Source organism: Streptomyces sp. CNZ287 (genome assembly GCF_007827615.1).
This window is the reverse complement of sequence record NZ_VISV01000020.1, coordinates 127017-145183: the sequence shown is the minus strand read 5'-3', so window position 1 is coordinate 145183 and position 18167 is coordinate 127017. Positions and strand designations below refer to the sequence as shown.

The 18167-nt window shown below is 72.1% G+C and carries 15 protein-coding genes, 1 tRNA gene, 1 other RNA gene and 1 pseudogene; 8 read left to right on the top strand and 10 right to left on the bottom strand.

Annotated features, from left to right (window positions below; genetic code table 11):
- Window positions 1–260: 260 nt before the first annotated feature.
- Window positions 261–1541 carry a site-specific DNA-methyltransferase gene (locus tag FB457_RS29260; protein WP_145783780.1) on the top strand — a complete coding sequence of 427 codons (1281 nt, stop codon included), beginning with the start codon at window positions 261–263 and terminating at the stop codon, window positions 1539–1541.
- Between the two features lie 149 nt (window positions 1542–1690).
- A complete protein-coding gene (locus FB457_RS29255; protein WP_145783778.1) occupies window positions 1691–3742 on the top strand; it encodes a prolyl oligopeptidase family serine peptidase in 2052 nt (683 codons plus the stop codon).
- Window positions 3743–3827: 85 nt separating this feature from the next.
- Here FB457_RS29255 and FB457_RS29250 read toward each other — a convergent pair.
- From FB457_RS29250 to ffs, 9 genes and pseudogenes are all read right to left on the bottom strand, one after another.
- Window positions 3828–4526 (bottom strand): annotated as a pseudogene (locus tag FB457_RS29250) (SURF1 family protein); the annotation flags it as partial.
- Between the two features lie 66 nt (window positions 4527–4592).
- The gene (locus FB457_RS29245; RefSeq protein WP_486589172.1) at window positions 4593–5999 is read right to left on the bottom strand and encodes a hypothetical protein; all 1407 of its coding nucleotides are present in this window, start codon (window positions 5997–5999) and stop codon (window positions 4593–4595) included.
- Window positions 6000–6121: 122 nt separating this feature from the next.
- Window positions 6122–6685, bottom strand: coding sequence for a SigE family RNA polymerase sigma factor (locus tag FB457_RS29240; RefSeq protein WP_078898300.1), 564 nt, complete (start codon window positions 6683–6685; stop codon window positions 6122–6124).
- Between the two features lie 318 nt (window positions 6686–7003).
- Window positions 7004–8275: an aspartate kinase gene (locus FB457_RS29235; protein WP_047016580.1), complete on the bottom strand. Its 1272-nt coding sequence runs from the start codon at window positions 8273–8275 to the stop codon at window positions 7004–7006.
- 256 nt (window positions 8276–8531) lie between these two features.
- Window positions 8532–9194 (bottom strand): DUF5063 domain-containing protein, encoded by a 663-nt coding sequence (locus FB457_RS29230; RefSeq protein ID WP_047016581.1) that lies wholly within the window; start codon window positions 9192–9194, stop codon window positions 8532–8534.
- A 110-nt stretch (window positions 9195–9304) separates the two neighbouring features.
- Window positions 9305–9904 (bottom strand): recombination mediator RecR, encoded by a 600-nt coding sequence (gene recR, locus FB457_RS29225; RefSeq protein WP_047016582.1) that lies wholly within the window; start codon window positions 9902–9904, stop codon window positions 9305–9307.
- Between the two features lie 147 nt (window positions 9905–10051).
- Window positions 10052–10360 (bottom strand): YbaB/EbfC family nucleoid-associated protein, encoded by a 309-nt coding sequence (locus tag FB457_RS29220; RefSeq protein WP_222439523.1) that lies wholly within the window; start codon window positions 10358–10360, stop codon window positions 10052–10054.
- A gap of 521 nt (window positions 10361–10881) precedes the next feature.
- Entirely contained in the window at window positions 10882–13176 is a 2295-nt protein-coding gene (locus FB457_RS29215) for a DNA polymerase III subunit gamma and tau (protein ID WP_145783772.1), read from the bottom strand.
- 79 nt (window positions 13177–13255) lie between these two features.
- Window positions 13256–13350: signal recognition particle sRNA small type (gene ffs / locus FB457_RS29210), an RNA gene on the bottom strand.
- 72 nt (window positions 13351–13422) lie between these two features.
- Between ffs and FB457_RS29205 the strand changes: the two genes are divergently transcribed.
- From FB457_RS29205 to FB457_RS29195, 3 genes are all read left to right on the top strand, one after another.
- Window positions 13423–13507 (top strand) — tRNA-Ser (locus tag FB457_RS29205).
- A gap of 277 nt (window positions 13508–13784) precedes the next feature.
- Complete coding sequence (locus tag FB457_RS29200) at window positions 13785–14135, top strand: DUF6247 family protein (RefSeq protein ID WP_047020061.1); 351 nt, start codon at window positions 13785–13787, stop codon at window positions 14133–14135.
- Entirely contained in the window at window positions 14132–14392 is a 261-nt protein-coding gene (locus tag FB457_RS29195) for a hypothetical protein (RefSeq protein ID WP_047016584.1), read from the top strand. Before FB457_RS29200 ends, FB457_RS29195 begins: the two co-directional genes overlap by 4 nt.
- Before the next feature lie 70 nt (window positions 14393–14462).
- Here the strand turns inward: FB457_RS29195 and FB457_RS29190 are convergent, their stop codons facing one another.
- Window positions 14463–15326 (bottom strand): hypothetical protein, encoded by an 864-nt coding sequence (locus tag FB457_RS29190; protein WP_145783770.1) that lies wholly within the window; start codon window positions 15324–15326, stop codon window positions 14463–14465.
- A gap of 747 nt (window positions 15327–16073) precedes the next feature.
- On the opposite strand from FB457_RS29190, the gene FB457_RS29185 reads away from it, so the two are divergent.
- The 3 genes from FB457_RS29185 to FB457_RS29175 all read left to right on the top strand — a co-directional run bounded on the left by FB457_RS29185 (window position 16074) and on the right by FB457_RS29175 (window position 18160).
- A complete protein-coding gene (locus FB457_RS29185) occupies window positions 16074–16385 on the top strand; it encodes a UBP-type zinc finger domain-containing protein (protein ID WP_347615628.1) in 312 nt (103 codons plus the stop codon).
- Window positions 16386–16548: 163 nt separating this feature from the next.
- Entirely contained in the window at window positions 16549–16989 is a 441-nt protein-coding gene (locus FB457_RS29180; protein ID WP_486589171.1) for an STAS domain-containing protein, read from the top strand.
- Window positions 16990–17290: 301 nt separating this feature from the next.
- A complete protein-coding gene (locus FB457_RS29175; protein ID WP_347615620.1) occupies window positions 17291–18160 on the top strand; it encodes a YihY/virulence factor BrkB family protein in 870 nt (289 codons plus the stop codon).
- Window positions 18161–18167 lie beyond the last annotated feature (7 nt).

Sequence of the window (18167 nt, the reverse complement as noted above, 5' to 3'; positions counted from 1 at the left end):
ACGTCTCGGCGCGGTTCGCAGAGGCGACCGCGCGGGGCTGACAATCAGACATTCTCGGCGGAGGTTTCACGGGAAACACCGCCAGAAGACGACCGGCCGCTCCCCCGTGTACGCGAGGGGGCGGCCGCCGCGTAGGGGGCACGTCGTACGGCAGTGCGTTTTCGTTCCGTACGACCAGACTTGCCGGTTCCAGCCGGGTGACGGGCCGCGGCCCACTACGATCCACGCTACCCCCCACCCCCCTCGGCGAGAGCGAGAGCATGCGGTCGGACACGCGTCAGAACGCACACCTCACCTACCGCGCCAACGCGGGCGCCGGCCGCCACGGCTGGCTCCGGCTGACCCCCGCCTACTCCGTGAGCCTCGTGCGCCGCTACGCCGCCGAGATGCCGCCCGGCTCCGTCGTCACCGACCCCTTCTCCGGCACCGGCACCACCCCGCTCGCCGCCGCCGAGCACGGGCTGACGGGGCAGTCCCTGGACGTGAACCCCTTCCTGATCTGGCTGGGGAAGATGAAGACGGCGGCGTACGAGCCGGATCACCTGCGCGAGACCCGGCGGGCTCTCGCCCCGCTGGTGCACCGGGCCGAGGAGTTATTACCGGCTGCCGGCGAGCTGTGGCAGCCGGAGCTGCACAACATCGGGCGCTGGTGGGCGCGGAGCGCGCTGGACGCGCTGAAGGCGATACGCCGGGCACTGGACGTCGCGGCGGGCGCGCTGCCGCCGGGCGGGCGGGATCTGCTGGACGTGGCCTTCTGCCGGACGCTGATCGCGTCGAGCAACGCGGCGTTCAACCACCAGAGCATGTCCTTCAAGGAAGACCGGACGGGGGGCGACAGCACCCTCCAGCTACTCGACCCCGACGCCGCGCGGGCGGTGCTGGAGACGTTCCGCCGCGAGGCCGGCACCACGCTCGCGAACGCCGCGACCCCGCTGCCCGGCACGGCGCGCGTCCTGTACGGCGACTCCCGCGACATGCAGCCCGCCGCCGGCCGGCTCACGCCCTGCGATCTGCTGCTGACCTCGCCGCCGTACGTGAACCGTATGTCGTACATCCGCGAGCTGCGCCCGTACATGTACTGGATGCGGCACCTGCGGCGGGCGGAGGACGCGGGCCGGCTGGACTGGCAGGCGATCGGCGGCACCTGGGGCGCGGCCACCTCGCGCGTACGGGCCTGGCGGCCGCCGGGCCCCGACGCCGGGGGGGTGCCGGAGCCGGTCGCGGGCGAGCTGGCCAGGACGCAGGCGGCGATCCGCCGGGACGGCGGGCGGAACGGGCCGCTGCTGGCGAACTACGTCGGCAAGTACATGCACGACATGTGGGGGCACTTCCGGGCGGCGTACAAGAACGTGCGCCGCGGCGGGCGGGTGGTCTACGTGATCGGCAACTCGACCTTCTACGGGAACCAGGTGCCGGCTCAGGAGTGGTACGCGGCGCTGCTGCGTGAGGTGGGCTTCGCGGGGGTCGAGGTGGAGGTGATCCGCAAACGGAACAGCAACAAGGCGCTGTTCGAGTACGCGGTGTCGGGCGGGCGGGCGTAGGTCTCGCGGGCTGCGGAGGCGGCGGGGCCGGTCCGCCGGGGAGCCGCGGGGCGGTCCGCGGCGGCGGTGGTTTATCCACAACTGGGGAGTAATCCACAGATTGGCGCTGCGGGCGCCGACAGGCCGGGCCGAGGACGCAGAATGTCGGCATGAGCGAGATCGACGGGGGCAAGGCGGGACGTGCCGGTGGCGACGCGAGCGTCGGCGGCGAGGGCTACGGAGACGGCGGAATCGGCGGAATCGGCGCGGCCCGGGGAAGCAGCGGGAACGGGATGGGCGCCCAGGCGGACGGCGGCGAGGCAGGCGCCGGCTCGGGCAGTGCCGCTGACGCGGCCCCGGCGTGGGAGCGGCGGTTCCGGGCGCCGCGGATCAGCCTGCCGGGCTGGGCGGAGGACGCGCCGCATCGCGCGCTGTACGTGTCGAACGTGACGGGCACGTTCGAGCTGTACGCCTGGGACCGCCGCACGGGCGGCGTCCGCCAGGTCACCGACCGGCCGAACGGCACGACGGACGGCGCGCTGACGCCGGACGGCGAGTGGGTGTGGTGGTTCTGCGACACCGACGGAGACGAGTTCGGCGTGTGGCGGCGGCAGCCCTTCGCGGGCGCCGCCCCGGGGCAGGACCGGGCGGCGGCGCCGGGGCTGCCGGCGGCGTACTCGGCGGGACTCGCGCTCGGACGGGACGGCACGGCGGTGGTCGGCCGGTCCACGGAGGAGACGGGGACGACGATCCACCTCGTCCGGCCCGGCGGCGAGACCAGCGAGATCTACCGGCACCGGGAGTCCGCCGGCGTCGGCGACCTCTCGCACGACGGCAGGCTGCTCGCCATCGAGCACACCGAGCACGGCGACGCGATGCACGCCGCCCTGCGGGTGCTGCGGCTCGGCGGCGCCCCCGGCGGCGACCCGGCGGTCGCCGAGCTGGACGACACCAAGGGCGGCCGGGAGGAGCTGGGCCTGGAGGTGCTGGGCTTCGCCCCGGTGGCGGGCGACACGCGGCTGCTCGTCGGACACCAGCGGCGCGGCCGCTGGGAGCCCATGATCTGGGACCCGGTCACGGGCCGGTCCCGGGAGCTGGAGCTCGACCTGCCGGGGGACGTGTCGGCGGAGTGGTATCCGGACGGCAGCGCGCTGCTCGTCCTCCACACGTACCAGGCGCGCAGCGAGCTGTGGCGGTACGGGCTGGAGGGCGCCGACTCCGGCGCCATGACCCGGATCGAGACCCCGCCTGGGACGATCTCGGGGGCGACGGCGCGGCCGGACGGCGCGGTGGAGTTCCACTGGTCGTCGGGCGCGGAGCCGCCGCAGGTGCGGTCCGCCCAGGGAGCCGTGGTGCTGCAGCCGCCGGGGCGGGCGGCGCCGCGCTCGGTACCGGTGGAGGACGCCTGGGTCGACGGGCCGGGCGGCCGGATCCACGCGCTGGTGCAGCGGCCGCCGGGCGAGGGACCGTTCCCCTGCCTGTTCGACGTGCACGGCGGCCCCACATGGCAGGACAGCGACGCCTTCGCGGCCGGCCCGGCGGCCTGGGTCGATCACGGCTTCGCCGTCGTCCGCGTCAACTACCGCGGCTCCACCGGCTACGGCCGGGAGTGGACCGACGCGCTCAAGCACCGGGTGGGCCTCATCGAACTGGAGGACATCGCGGCGGTGCGGGAGTGGGCCGTCGCCTCCGGCCTCGCGGACCCGGAGCGGCTGGTCATCGGCGGCGGCTCGTGGGGCGGTTACCTTGCGCTGCTCGCGCTGGGCACGCAGCCGGACGTCTGGGCGCTGGGCCTCTCGGCGGTGCCCGTCGCGGACTACGTCGCGGCGTACGAGGACGAGATGGAGGCCCTGAAGGCGATGGACCGCACGCTGATGGGCGGCTCGCCGGAGGAGGTCCCCGAGCGCTACGCCGCGTCGTCACCCCTGACGTACGTGGACAAGGTGCGGGCGCCGGTCTTCGTCTCCGCGGGCGTCAACGATCCGCGGTGCCCGATCCGGCAGGTGGAGAACTACGTCGGGCGGCTGGCGGAACGCGGCCATCCGCACGAGGTGTACCGCTACGACGCGGGGCACGGCTCGCTGGTCGTGGACGAGCGGATCAAGCAGTTGGGGCTGGAGCTCGACTTCGTTCGCCGTCATCTGCTTCCGGACCTGGCTCCGCAGCCGCAGCAGCCGGATCCGGAGCCCCGGGACCGCCCTCGTCAGGATCGGGGGAGGTGAGGCCGAGAGCCGTGTCGCGCGCCACCTCCGCCTCGCGGCGGAAGAGCCGGTACCACATGAAGATCACGAAGCCGGCGAAGACGAACCACTGGGCCGTGTAGCCGAGGTTCTGGAACGCCTTCAGGTCGAGCCCGCTGCCCTGCGGGACCTCGGCGGGGACGGGCTGCATCCCGCCGTCGGCCTCGAAGAGGGTGATCCAGGCCGTGGAGACCTGCTCGTCCACGAGGTTGACCAGCGCCGCGGCGCTGATCATGCCGACCTGGCCGCGGGGCAGCCCGCCCTCGGTGTGCACGCCGGGGGAGCCCTGGTGCTCGGACGCCTGGAGGGCGCCGGTGACGGTGACCTCGCCGGCGGGCGGCTCGGGGGCCTTCGCCGGGTCGGCCTCGCCGGGCAGCCAGCCGCGCAGGACGGGAACGGAGGTGGTACGGGTCCCGGCGTCGCCGCCGTCGCCCACGGGAGCGTCGGTGCGCAGGAGGGTCAGGACGTAGAAGCCGGTCTCGCCGTCGAGGGTGCGGTCGGGGACGAGGAGTTGGGGGCCGTAGCGCCCGGTGACGGTGGCCGCGTCGCCGGTGGTCTCCTGGGTCACGGGCAGCAGCTCGGCCATGGGCCGGCCGTCGATGCCGTCGGCGGCGCGGTCCTGCTGATCCTGCTGTTCCTGGTGGGTGTCCACGCGCGTCTCGAAGCGGCTCAGCTGCCAGCTGCCCATGACCAGGCAGACCGGGATGGCGAGTGCGGCGAGGACGTTGACGACCCACCAGCGGGGCGTCAGCAGGAACCGGTACACGCCTCCACGGTACGGCCTCCCCCGCGGCGATCCCGCCCAGGGGGCGGGATCGGGGCGGGGTCCGGGTCAGGCGCTCGGGAGCGGTTCGGTGTAGTAGACGGTCCCGGCGCAGGCGTTCTCGACCGTGACGCTGGCCACGGCGGAGGAGTCGGCCTCCGGCGCGTGGGTCAGGGTGACGGAGCCGTCGGTCGTGCCGTCGCCTTCGCCCGGCTCGCCCGTGCCGCCGGTGTCGCCGCCGGTCTCGGTCCCCTGGTCGGTCTCGGACTGCGTCTCGTCCGGCGACGACAGCGTGTCGTCGGTGGGGTCCGGCGCCGGCGTGGTGGCCGTGGTGGTGCAGCCGCCGTCCGTGCTGGTCTCCGGCACCCAGGCGAACTCGACCACGTACGACTCGTGGGGCGCGAGCACCAGCGCACCGGCCGCCTCCGGCGGCGGCAGCAGGTCCGTGGCGGCGTCGCCGACGGTGTGCGTACGGGTGTCGACCGCGCTGGCGTTCGCCGCGCCGAACGTGCCGCCCACCCGGACGCCCTCCGACGACTCGACCACGCAGGCGGTGGTGGAGACGTTGGTGACGGTGAAGGACCCGGTGACCCGGCCCGCCTCGTCCGGCATGCCGCTCGCCGCGACCGGCTCGCTGATCTGCGTCGGCGCGCACGGCTCCGCGGCGGCCGTGCCCTCGGAGCCGCCGGTCGGGGCGGCGGTGTTCTCCTCGTGCCCGGGGCTCTCGGTCTTCTCTTCCTTGTCGCTCGGCTCCTTGCTGCCGGCGGTGGCATCCGAGTCGTTGCCCTCGACGGCGCCGCCCCCGCCCTGCTGCCCGGCGCCGGGCAGCTTGCTGTTGGCGATGTCCTGGCGCGGGTTCTTCTCGCTGGTCGAGCCGGCGACGTTCATCAGCGCCGGCACCGAGACCGCCAGCGCGACCACCGCGACCGCGGCGACGGCGACCAACTGGCGGCGGCGCGTGCGCCGCGCGGGCACCGCCCGCTGGAGGTACTGGAGCGTGCCGGGCGCCGGCTCCAGGCCGTCGACGGCGGAGTGCAGCAGGAGCCGCAGCTCGTCCTCGCCGCCCGCGTCGTCGCCGCCGTCACCGTCGCCGTAGCCACCGGGCCACCGCGGGATCCCGGCCCCGCCGGAGCCGCCCGCACCACCCGGGGCGGCCGCGCTACCGGCGCCGTCCGAGCCGTCCAGACCGCCCGGCTCAGGGCGGCCGTCCGGACCACCGGGGCCGTCCGCCCCTTCCGTACCCCCGGACGCGGCAGCACCACCGGAGCCGGCGGCACCGCCCGGCTCGCCCGGGCCCGCGCCGGTCCCCTTCGACGTACCCGCCGCGCCCTGCACCTTCGCCCCGTCATCCGGCCCCGCGGCCCCGGGCTCCGCGCCCCCGGGCCCCGAAGCCCCAGGCCCCGGAATCTCCGGCACCGCCGCCGTCGCCTCATCCGAACCCGCCGGCACCTCCGGCAGCTCCGCCGTCTCCGCCACGTCCACTGCCCCACGTCCGCGCCCCGACCCGGCACCGAGCCCGGAAGAACCGCCGGACCCCGACCCGCCGGATCCCTCGGATCCCCGGTCCCACGGCGGGCCCGATCCGTAGAAACGCTCGCTCATGCCCGCGCTCCCATGGCTGTTCGCAGTGCGGCGATGCCCCGGGAGCCGTACGCCTTGACGGAGCCGAGCGAGATGCCCAGCGACTCGGCCACCTGAGCCTCGGTCATGTCCGCGAAGTAGCGCAGCACGAGCACCTCGCGCTGCCGGCGCTGCAGCCCGCGCATCGCCTGGATCAATTGGTCGCGCTCCAACTGTTCGTACGCACCCTCTTCCGCGCTGGCCATGTCGGGCATGGGCTTGGAGAGCAGCTTCAGCCCGGTGATGCGCCGACGGAGCGCGGAACGTGACAGGTTGACGACCGTCTGCCGCAGATAGGCGAGGGTCTTGTCCGGGTCCTTGACCCGCTTGCGCGCCGAGTGCACGCGGATGAAAGCCTCCTGCACCACGTCCTCGCACGAGGCGAGGTCGTCCAGCAGCAGGGCGGCGAGACCGAGCAGCGACCGGTAGTGGGTCTGGTACGTCTCGGTGAGGTGGTCGACGCTGGTGCCCTCCGCCATGGCATCGTCAGCGTCCGCCGCGGGCTTCTTCCCGGCAGGCCGCGCCGACCACGGCGCGATCACCGGCAGTCCCCGGGGCGCCGCGGAGGAACCGGGGCGCAGCGCGGGGCCGGCCGGGAGGGTCGCAATGCTGAGTGCCTCTGCCACGCCTGTTTGACACACCGACCCCCGTCAAGGTTGTACGCGCACGGCGGGGACGCCGGTGGTGTTACCGCGCGTACTGCCATGCCCACTCCCTTGCTCCGTGCGGCCGGCCAATGCGGGCGGGGACAGAGACGCTTCGCGGCGCCGCCGCGGTTGCAGACGGCGCGAACCGAAATCGTCGGATGGCAAGGGTGTTCGGCGCAAGCGGTATGGACCAACGGATCGGTTACGACTGGCTCAACGGCCCGTGCCGCCGTAGACGACCGCCTCGTCGCTCTCGCTGTCGAGACCGAACGCCGTGTGCACGGCCCGTACCGCGTCCTTGACCACGTCCTCGCGGGTCACCACCGAGATCCGGATCTCCGAGGTGGAGATCAGCTCGATGTTGACGCCCGCGTTGGACAGCGCCTCGAAGAAGGTGGCCGTGACGCCGGGGTGCGAGCGCATGCCGGCGCCGACGAGGGAGATCTTGCCGACCTGGTCGTCGTAGCGCAGTGACTCGAAGCCGATGGCCGGCTGCGCCTTGGTCAGCAGTTCCATCGCGCGGTGGCCGTCGGTCTTGGGCAGGGTGAAGGAGATGTCGGTCAGGCCGGTGGCGGCGGCCGAGACGTTCTGCACCACCATGTCGATGTTGATCTCGGCGTCCGCAATCGCCCGGAAGATGGCGGCGGCCTCGCCCGGCTTGTCCGGGACCCCGACCACCGTGATCTTCGCCTCGGAGACGTCGTGCGCGACTCCGGAGATGATCGCGTGCTCCATGCCTTCTGCTCCCTCGGAGATATTGCCTACCCAGGTGCCCGGGTACCCCGAGAACGAGGAGCGGACATGAATGGGCATGTTGTACCGGCGGGCGTACTCGACGCAGCGGTGCAGCAGGACCTTCGATCCGCTGGTGGCCAGTTCGAGCATGTCCTCGTACGGGATCCGGTCGATCTTACGGGCCTTCTTCACCACCCGCGGATCGGCGGTGAACACGCCGTCCACATCGGTGTAGATCTCGCAGACCCCCGCCTCGAGCGCCACCGCGAGCGCCACCGCCGTGGTGTCCGAGCCGCCGCGGCCGAGCGTCGTGATGTCCTTGCTGTCCTGCGAAACACCCTGGAATCCGGCCACGATCGCGATGGCGCCCTTGTCCACCGCCTCCTGGATGCGGCCGGGCGTCACGTCGATGATCCGCGCCTTGTTGTGCACGGCGTCGGTGATCACGCCCGCCTGGCTGCCGGTGAACGACAGCGCCTCGTGACCGAGCTTCTTGATCGCCATCGCGAGCAGGGCCATGGAGATCCGCTCGCCCGCGGTGAGCAGCATGTCGAGTTCGCGGCCGGCCGGGATCGGCGAGACCTGCTCGGCGAGATCGATCAGCTCGTCCGTCGTGTCGCCCATCGCGGACACCACGACGACGACCTGGTGGCCGGCCTTCTTGGTCTCGACGATCCGCTTGGCGACGCGCTTGATGCCCTCGGCGTCGGCGACGGAAGAGCCGCCGTACTTCTGCACGACAAGGCCCACGTGCGCTCCTCGCAATGGTGTTTCGGTCGGCTCAGTCTACCGAGCCGGCGGATACCCCCAGGGCGGGCCGGCTCGGAGACGTACCTGCCCGGGAGCACCGCGAGCACACGGAAACGTAAGGCAGGTCACATCCGGAGCCCGAAAATCCGGGGCGCGGAAGCGGCGCACGAACTCGGGGCGGGGGATCGGCACTCGGCGCGTACGCACGGCGTACGCGACACCGCGCGCGCCCTGCCCGTACGCCCCGCCCCCTGGCTCAGCTACGCCGCAGCCCCAGCGGCTCCGCGATCTCCGCCGCCATCACGCGGCCCGCCTCTTCCTCCAGCCGCCCGTCGTCCAGCGCGGCGTCGCTGTCGGTGTCGAGCCCGTCCAGCTCCCCCAGGGGCGTGTCCAGCCGCACATGGGCCACGAGCGACTGCAGAGCGCGCAGGCAGGCGCTCGCGGTCGGCCCCCAGTTGGACAGGTACGAGAACTGCCACCACCACAGCGCCTCGTTGACCCGCCCCGCCGCGTAGTGCGCGCGGCCGTGCCGCAGGTCGGTGATCACGTCGGCCAGGTCGTCGGAGATCCGGCTGGCGACGGGGGTGCTGCGCGGCACGTACGGGTCGAAGACCTCGGAGTAGACGTCCACGGGGTCCAGCAGCTCGGCGAACCGCTCGCGCAGCTCGTCCACGTCGGGCTCGGGGCCGGTGTCCGGCTCGTACCGCTCGTCCGGCACGAAGTCCTCGTGCGCCCCCAGACGGCCGCCGGCCAGCAGCAACTGCGAGACCTCCAGCAGCAGGAAGGGCACGGCGCTGTTGGGCTCGTCGCCCTTGGCGACCTCGGTGACGGCGACGATGAAGCTCTCGATCGAGTCGGCGATCTGGACCGCGAAGCTGTCCGGGTCCTGCGTCGCCTGGTGCGTGGTGGCGTCAGACATCGAGCAGACCTCCTCTGTCGGCGCCCCGCGCACCGGCAGGCCGCGTGCGGCGGCCTGCCGGGCTGCTGGGCGCTGCGCCGGGATCCAGCCGGCGGGCACGTGGTTCCGTTTCAGACATCGAGCAACCGCCTGCCTTCGAAGGCGCGGCCGAGAGTGACCTCGTCCGCGTACTCCAGATCGCCGCCGACGGGCAGGCCGCTGGCCAGCCGGGTCACCTTCAGGCCCATGGCCTTGACCATGCGGGCCAGATACGTGGCCGTGGCCTCGCCTTCGAGGTTGGGGTCGGTGGCGAGGATCAGTTCGGTGACGGCGCCGTCCGCGAGCCGGGCGAGCAGCTCCCGTATCCGCAGGTCGTCCGGGCCGACGCCCTCGATGGGGCTGATCGCGCCGCCGAGCACGTGGTACCGCCCGCGGAACTCACGGGTCCGCTCGATGGCCACGACGTCCTTCGGCTCCTCGACCACGCACAGCACGGCGGGGTCGCGCCGCGGGTCGGCGCAGATCCGGCAGTGCTCCTCCTGCGCGACGTTCCCGCAGACCGCGCAGAACCGGACCTTCTCCTTCACCTCGGTCAGCGCATGTGCCAGCCGGCGGACGTCGGCCGGCTCGGCCTGCAGGATGTGGAAGGCGATGCGCTGCGCGCTCTTGGGACCGACGCCGGGCAGCCTGCCCAATTCGTCGATCAGATCCTGGACCACGCCTTCGTACACGCAACGCCTCTCTCGTGTCCGCTCTCCTGCACCAAGCTAGCCGCTACCGCCGGGTTCAACCCGCTTCGGGGGTGGCCTCCGGTTCCGGAACCCGGCAGATCCGGACGGCAGGGAACAGCCCCCGCGGGACGACGGAAGAAGGAGGGGTCAGAAGGGCAGCCCCGGCATACCGCCGAGCCCTTGCGCGAGCGGGCCGAGCCGCTCCTGCTGAAGCTGCTGCGCGGCGTTGTTCGCGTCCCGTACGGCCGCCACAACGAGGTCGGCCAGCGTCTCGGTGTCCTCCGGGTCGACGGCCTGCGGGTCGATCACCAGTCCGGTCAGCTCGCCGGAGCCGGTCACCGTGGCCTTCACCAGCCCGCCGCCCGCGGTCCCCTCGACCGGCGTCTCGGCCAGCTCCTGCTGGACGGAGGCGAGCTCCTGCTGCATCTTCTGGGCCTGCTGCAGCAACTGCTGCATGTCAGGCTGGCCACTACCAGGCATCACGTCGCTCGCTCCTTGTCGCGCTACTGCAGTTCTCTGTGGCTACGTCTACGTCTTCTGCGGCTGCGTCCGCGTCCGCGTCCGGGCGCCGGCCGGGGGCGGGGCCGGTCGTCCAGGCGAGCCTACGTTCTCAGCCGCCGCGCTGCCGTCCATCGCAGGGAGGACGCGCGCCACTTGGGTTGCCCCGCGGGGAGTCGCGCTCCTCCCGCCGTCCTCATCCTTCCGGAGTACGCGGACGGGCGGGCCCGCCTGGGGTCTGCCTTCACTCTCGCGTCGTTCGCCCGCAGGGCGGGCGGGGCAGGGGGCACCGCCCACGCCCCCGGGGCGTAGGGGGAGTCCGGTGCGTGCGATCGCAAGGCGGAGGGCCGACCGCATAGGGGGCCTCTTCGGCCGATCCCGACAACGCGGCGAGCGTGCGTGCCGGGCTCCTCCCCCCCAGCGCGCTGCGCACACGTGGGCGGTGCCCCCAGCCGCAGACGGGAGATTGACGACAGGCCCTAGTCGTGGCGGATCTCCTCTATGACGGTGGCGCCCAGCTCGCGGACGATGAGGTCGTGGCCGGAGAGGGCGGTGTCGACGAGGTCGGGATCGTCGTCGTCGGGGATGTCGTCCTCCAGCGGCGGCGGAGGGGGCCCCGGATCGGGGGGCGGCCCGGGGTCGGGCGGGCGCCGGCCGCCGGGACCGGCCGAGGCGGGCCGGGGCTGCTGGGGAGGAGCGGGCGCCGGTACGGAGGGCGCGGGCGAGGTCGTCTGTACGGACTGCCGCAACCCGGCGCCGCCGCCCCCGCCACCACCGCCGCCGAACCCGCCGCCTCCGGGACCCGGGCCGCCCGGCCCCGGCCCCCCGCCGCCACCGGGCCCCGCCGCGGGCCCGCCGCCGGCACCGCCGGTCGGGTCCACGATGGCCTCGACCTTCCACTGCACGTCGAACCGCTCCGCCAGCACCTCGCGCAGCACCTCGTCGCTGCCGCCGTTGACGAAGCTGTCCCGGGCGCCGGCGTTGCCGAAGCCGAGCTGGAGGGTCCCGCCGTCGAACCCGCTCACCTGGGCGTTCTGGCTCAGCAGGATCCACGTGAAGCGCCGCCGGTGCTTGACGGCCTCCAGGATGTCGGGCCACATCTGCCGCACGGAAGCGGCCCCGGCGGCCCCGCCCCCCTGCTGCGCGGGCACGCCCTGGGCCGTAGCGGCGGGGGCCTGCGCGGCCACGGGCGCGGGCGCAGCGTCGGGTGCCGGGGCCGGAGCAGGCGGCGGCGCGGGCGCAGGGCCCCCGGACGCGGCCGGGGCCCCACTCCCGGGCCAGGCCCCGGGCCGCCGTCCCTGCGGGTCACGGCCGCCGGAGGCGGGCGGCCCGGAGGGCACGCCCCCGCCGGTATCGACCGCAGGCCCCCCGGGACCAGGCGCAGGCGCAGGGCCGGCACCGGTCCCAGCCCCAGAACCACGACTACCGGCATCGGGAGCCGGCCCATCCCGCTCGGCAAGGGCGGCACGAGCAGCCCCGGCACCACCGCCACCGCCACCGGCACCACCGCCACCGCCACCGCCACCGGGGACATCCCCGCCCCCGCTCCCGCTCCCGCCAGGAGGCCGATGGGCATCCGGCCCGGGCACGTACCCCACGGTCGGCGGACCGGTCGGGGCGTTGCGCTCCAGGCGGTCCAGCCGGGCCATCACCGAGCGCTCGTCCCCGTACGCCCCAGGGAGCAGCACGCGGGCGCAGATCAGCTCGAGCTGCAGCCGGGGCGCGGTGGCGCCGCGCATCTCGGTCAGCCCCTCGTTCACGAGGTCGGCCGCGCGGCTCAGCTCGGCCGCGCCGAAGGCGTCGGCCTGGCGCCGCATCCGCTCCAGCACGTCGGCAGGAACGTCGATCAGCCCCTTGTCCCCGGCGTCCGGCACGGCGGCGAGGATGAGGAGGTCCCGCAGCCGCTCCAGCAGGTCGGTGACGAACCGCCGCGGATCGTGCCCGCCCTCGATCACCTGCTCCACCACGGAGAACGCACCCGCCCCGTCCCCCGCCGCAAAGGCGTCGACGACGGAGTCGAGCAGGGCGTCGTCCGTATACCCGAGGAGGGCGGTGGCCATGGCGTACGTCACACCCTGCTCGCCGGCACCGGCGAGCAGTTGGTCCATGACGGACATCGAATCCCGCACGGAGCCGGCCCCGGCCCGTACGACCAGGGGCAGCACCGCGTCCTCGACGGGGATCGACTCGACGCGGCAGACGTCGGCGAGATAGTCGCGCAGGGTGCCGGGCGGGACGAGGCGGAAGGGGTAGTGGTGCGTCCGGGACCGGATGGTCCCGATGACCTTCTCCGGCTCGGTCGTGGCGAAGATGAACTTCAGGTGCTCGGGCGGCTCCTCGACCACCTTCAGCAGGGCGTTGAACCCCGCGGAGGTGACCATGTGCGCCTCGTCGACGATGTAGATCTTGTACCGGCTGGCGGCGGGCCCGAAGAACGCCTTCTCGCGCAGCTCACGCGCGTCGTCCACGCCACCGTGCGACGCGGCGTCGATCTCGATGACGTCGATGGACCCCGGCCCGTTCCGCGCGAGGTCCAGGCACGACCGGCACTCCCCGCACGGCTCCGGCGTCGGCCCGCGCTCGCAGTTGAGACACCGGGCGAGGATGCGCGCGCTGGTCGTCTTCCCGCAGCCGCGTGGCCCGCTGAACAGATACGCGTGGTTGACCCGCCCGTTCCGCAGCGCCTGCTGCAGCGGGCCGGTCACGTGGTCCTGCCCGATGACCTCGCCGAAGGTCTCGGGTCGGTAGCGGCGGTAGAGAGCGAGCTGCGACACGACTACGACGATATCGGTGACCGCCGACAACGGCGCCCACCCACGAAATCCCCCGCCCCCGCCACCCCACCGCGGACAGCAAGGTGCCCCCCACGCACCCGCCAGAGCCCACCTACCCTTGCTGCCTTCCGGCCCTGGGGGAGTTCAGCGAGATAGCGCCGCGTGAGGGGCGACTCCACCTTAACCGATCCGACCCCCAACGAACGAGTTCGCGACCACCCCACCCCGTCTTGTACTCTTGCCCGCGGAGGATTCGCCTAGAGGCCTAGGGCGCACGCTTGGAAAGCGTGTTGGGTTCACACCCTCACGAGTTCGAATCTCGTATCCTCCGCAACCCGCCTGACCAGGCAAAACGAAGGCCCCGACCGACTTGTCGGCCGGGGCCTCGTGTGTGCCATGGTCTCAGTTTCAGTCTCATTCAAAATCGGACATTCAAGCCAAATGGGCACTACGCCGTGGACGTGGAGGTGCACGCCTCACGGCGCCTCCCTGTCGTCGACAAGGCCGTCACACTCGTCCCGCACATCGCCATGCTCGATAGCATGACTTCGATCGCCAAGCGGAGCGGCTACGAGAGATCGTGCCGAACCAGACCGAGGAGCGAAGCGATGACCGAGCAGCACATCACCTCCGGCCCGCTGATCTCCATGCCCGCACTCACCCCGGCCGCCCTGCGCACCGCTATCGCCCAGATTGCCCCGGCACAGCTTCCAGCGTTCGCCGAGCACCTCGACCGAGCCGCCGAGCAAGCCTCTGCGCAGAGCACGATCACCCCGCTGCGCGCCTTCCTGCAGTACTGGGGCGAGTTCGTCGCCATACAGCGCAACCCGGAGCGAGCCGCCCGCCTGCGGGACCTGGAGGCCGAGGCCGACACAGCCGAGTCACCGGACGCACTTGCTCCACTAGTCGCGGAGATCCAGCAGATCCTGGGCGAGGCCCAGCGCGAGGTCGCCGGGTGAGCGACTGGACCTGGCACTACAACCCCGACGCCGAACTCGTCACCGCTGGACTTCCCGTCGAAGTCGTCGTCGAGGTGGAGCGGCTCGCGGAACAGCTCACCGCCCTCGGACACGACGCTGCGGCAGCCGGACGAGGCCCCGCCCACGGCGGCGGCCTGCGCACTCTCGACATCTTCGGCGGCCGCGGCTTCTTCATGTACCTCGCCCCCGAGCGGGCGCGCGTGATCTCCATCGTCCGAGTCGTGTGGGTGGGCTGACGCCTCCTCCAGCTGGGACCGACGCACATGGTGGGACAACGTGCTTGGTACCCGGTTCACACGGGCATCCTCACCGAAAGCGTTCTTCAACGAATTGACACCGCCGCCTGTTACACGACCGTAAGCAGTGTGATGATCGATGCAGCGAGTCCCACTGCCTTGTTGGTGCCATAACATCGATGCCGATGTTCCGCTCGTACCAGGGCTTGCCGGCCCCGAGGAAGTGGTAGCGCACTTGTCCGGGACGGATCTGCTGTTCGTATGGGATGACCGGCTGGCCCTCCATGCCGTGCATACGCTGAACGGTTCCATCGTGCGCAGCAGACAGGCGCTGCGGGCTCCGCCCTCCATCGGCTTCGCGGGCCATGACATCGCGGAGAAGTCTCTGGCTGACGAGCCGGTCCGATAAGCAGACGGCCCATATGCCTACGAGCAAGGTCAGGAGTGCCCAGTCGACACCGATCCGCCACCAGCACAGTCCCGCGACGATCCAGGCCATCAGCATGAGCACCCGGCGCTGCCGGCCCAAGCGGATGGCTTGCGCACAGCTCAGAGCGACTTCTGCGAGGTCGAAGCCGTGCGATGGGACCGGCCTCAGCTCTTTCGCCAGCACGCGACAGTGGACCCACCGGGCGTAATCCAGACCCAGCGGCACAATCTTCTGGGGATCCTTCTTCGTCCCGTCGGCTAACGTCTCCGCCTGAGACAGCTTCGCCTTCTCGTCCCGTTCCTGAAGCAGTTCCTTGATCCACCGCGGCGCAATCTGCCGGACGATCCCCCTCCAGCCCTGACGCAGTTTCGATTTGATCTGCTTGTCCCATTCCGGGCGCAGATGCGCGGCGGCACACAGCAAACGTGTCGCGTCCGACGGACCGTCATCGTCGTCGCCGAGATCGGGCGTCGGCACCGCCGGAAACCCCAGTGTCTTGTTCATCCCGGTGAACCGGTCAACAACCTGGCCAGGTACGGTCTTGTTGAACTTGGGACCTAACCCCATAGGCCACCCCTGGTGAACGACTACTCGCACGGCTCATGCGTCCGAACGTCGATCGTGCACTCAACCCCCGTGTCTGACTACAGTACGAAACCGGCCGAACTTCGGTTGAATGCGACCTCCTGGCGTCAACGGAGCTGACCAGCCGGGCTGGCTCGCGGCAGGCACGTAGTCTCAATTTTGGTCTCATTCGCCTCAGTCCAGGCGCGTCCCGACGGCCACCAGTGCGCCACTGAGCTGCAGGTCAGGACGCCGTTGTCCGCCCGCGAACCCACACGGCGAATTGGAAAGCGTGTTGGGTTCACACCCTCACGAGTTCGAATCTCGTATCCTCCGCACCCCGCCTGACCAGGCGAAACCGGGCCCCGCAACGGCATGCCGCTGCGGGGCCTCGTCGTGGCGGTAGACGGTGCCTGTTGCAGTTTTGGTTGCAGTCGCCCCTCAGGCGGCGCCGTGAGCACCCTGGTCAGGCGCTCGCTCGGTGGCCCCGATCACGGCAGTGTCCGGCTTCGTCCACAACAGTCCGCACCCCCTTGTCCGTAGTCGCGGCCCCGAGGTTTCCGTCCGCCATCCCCAGCGGTGATGAGCCCTTCTCACGTTGCCGGTTTCCGCCCGGGTGGCGACGGGCGTTGACTGGTGGCGATCGACCGGGCAACGCCCGGTGACTCCGACTCATTGGCGACTGTCATGGCCTTCGGGCAACGCATCCTTCGGATGGCAGCCGCCGTGAGCCCGAATGGCTCGGCGCCGCGGTGCGACCACCTCGACGGACTCTCGCCGGTCCCACCCCGGTCGGACGGCTGCCACAGCTGCCAGGAGCTCGGAGCGGGCTGGGTGGCTCTGCTGGTCTGCGAGTCATGCGGCTGGGTGGCCTGCTCCGACGACTCACCGAACCAGCACGCCAAGGCGCACTACGAAGAGACCGACCACCCCATTGCCCGCGCCCTCGAACAAGGAACCAGACCGCGCTGGTGCTACGTCCACCGGCGTCCGGTCTGATCGGCCGCCAGTCCCGAGCCGGCACCGTCCACGGCGTTTGCAGAAAGGGAGTTCCCCGATGGCCGAGACACGTCTGGTCCCGTACCGCGCGGTGCGCTGGCCAGGGGGGACGAGGAGCGGCGGAGCGCCCCCTGCCCCCCTCGCGGACCTGCCGGAGGTGTGTATGCCGCAACTGAACCTCATCCGGCGCGATCTGGCGGACCGGACGGTGATCTACCTCGCGGGTGAGATCGATCTGGAATCGGTGCCGCTCCTACGTGAGTTGTTTGCGGAGTGTATGCGCGAGGGTGTCCGAACCGTCGACGTCGACTTGATCGCCGTCACCTTCTGCGACTGCAGCGGTCTGCGCGCCTTCCTGGAGATGTCGCACCGGGCCTCCGAGGCCGGGGGCACGCTGCGTCTGCACGACCCGCCCACGGTGCTGGTCCGCATCCTCGACCTGACCGGCACCGCTTCTCTCCTGCTCGGCCAGCCGGCCGCGCCGTCGCACGAAGCCTCGCTCCGGCCGACGGCCGGTCCGCTCCTGCTGTGGCCCCCGGCCGCCTATGACATCGCGACGCAGGCCGTCGCGGCGCTGCCTGCAGTGCCCCGGGGTGCGCGGTGACACCCCGGCTCGGAGCCGCCGACAGCGGCCGTGCTCGCGCCACCCGCCGGTCTCGCACGCAGCTGACAACAGGCGGTCACTGTGTACATGTTGCTCATCCCGGTCCTGACGCCCTTGTTCTCGCTCGGCATGATCATCGGCCTGTCCTGGCTGGAGGACCGCCTTCTGCCTCCGCCGGTCGTGGCTCGTGCTCAGGGCCGGCCGGCCCGGTCGTCCCGTGCTGAGCCGGCAGCACCCCGCCCCGACGATGAGGTCCGGCGTGCGGCGTGCACCGCGCGGGCGGCGAGGCTGCCGGGACTGCATGACCGCGCTGCGCCGGACCTCGGTGTCCCTGTGGAACCAGGACGCCGACGAATGGGCCGCGGCGCTCACCTACTACGCGATACTCGCGCTGGTCCCCGGCGTACTGGTCACGGTCTCACTGATCGGGATCGCCGGCCCTGCCGCCACCCGGGATCTCATCAGCCAGGTCACGGCCATGGTCCCGGCAGACGTCCGAGCCGTGACGGAGCGCACTCTGCGGGACATGGCCGACCAGCGTGCCGGCGCCTGGCTGCTGGCCATCACGGGCACGGCGGGTGCCCTGTGGTCCGCCTCCGGCTATCTCGCCGTCTTCCGCCGCTCCCTGCACACCATGCACGGGGTACGGGACCACCGGCCCTTCTGGCGGACGGCACCGCAGACCGTGCTGACGGCTGCGGCGCTGCTGGCCCTGCTGGTAGCGAGCACGATCCTGCTCATGCTCACCGGTGAGGCGGCCCGCACCCTCGGCTCCGCCCTGGGCATGGACTACGCCGCCCTGACCGCCTGGAACGCGCTCAAGTGGCCGCTGCTTCTGTGCGTGGCGGTGGTGCTGGTGCTGCTGCTGTTCCGTAGCGGCCCACCCCCGACCCGCCGGATGCGGCGCATCGCGCCGGGCGGCGCGCTCGCTCTCGTCTTGTGGCTGGCGGCCTCCACGGGCTTCGCCCTCTACATCACCTGGGCCGGCACCTACAACCGGCTCTACGGCTCACTCGCCGGGAGCATCGTCTTCCTCGTCTGGCTCTGGGTGTCCAACCTCACCCTGCTCGCCGGCGCCCAGTTCAACGCCGAACTCGCCAGGCTCCACCCGCAACGTGCCCGGGAGCAGATCGCTGCCCCGACAGCGACTGATCCGGATCCGGCCCGATGAGCGACCA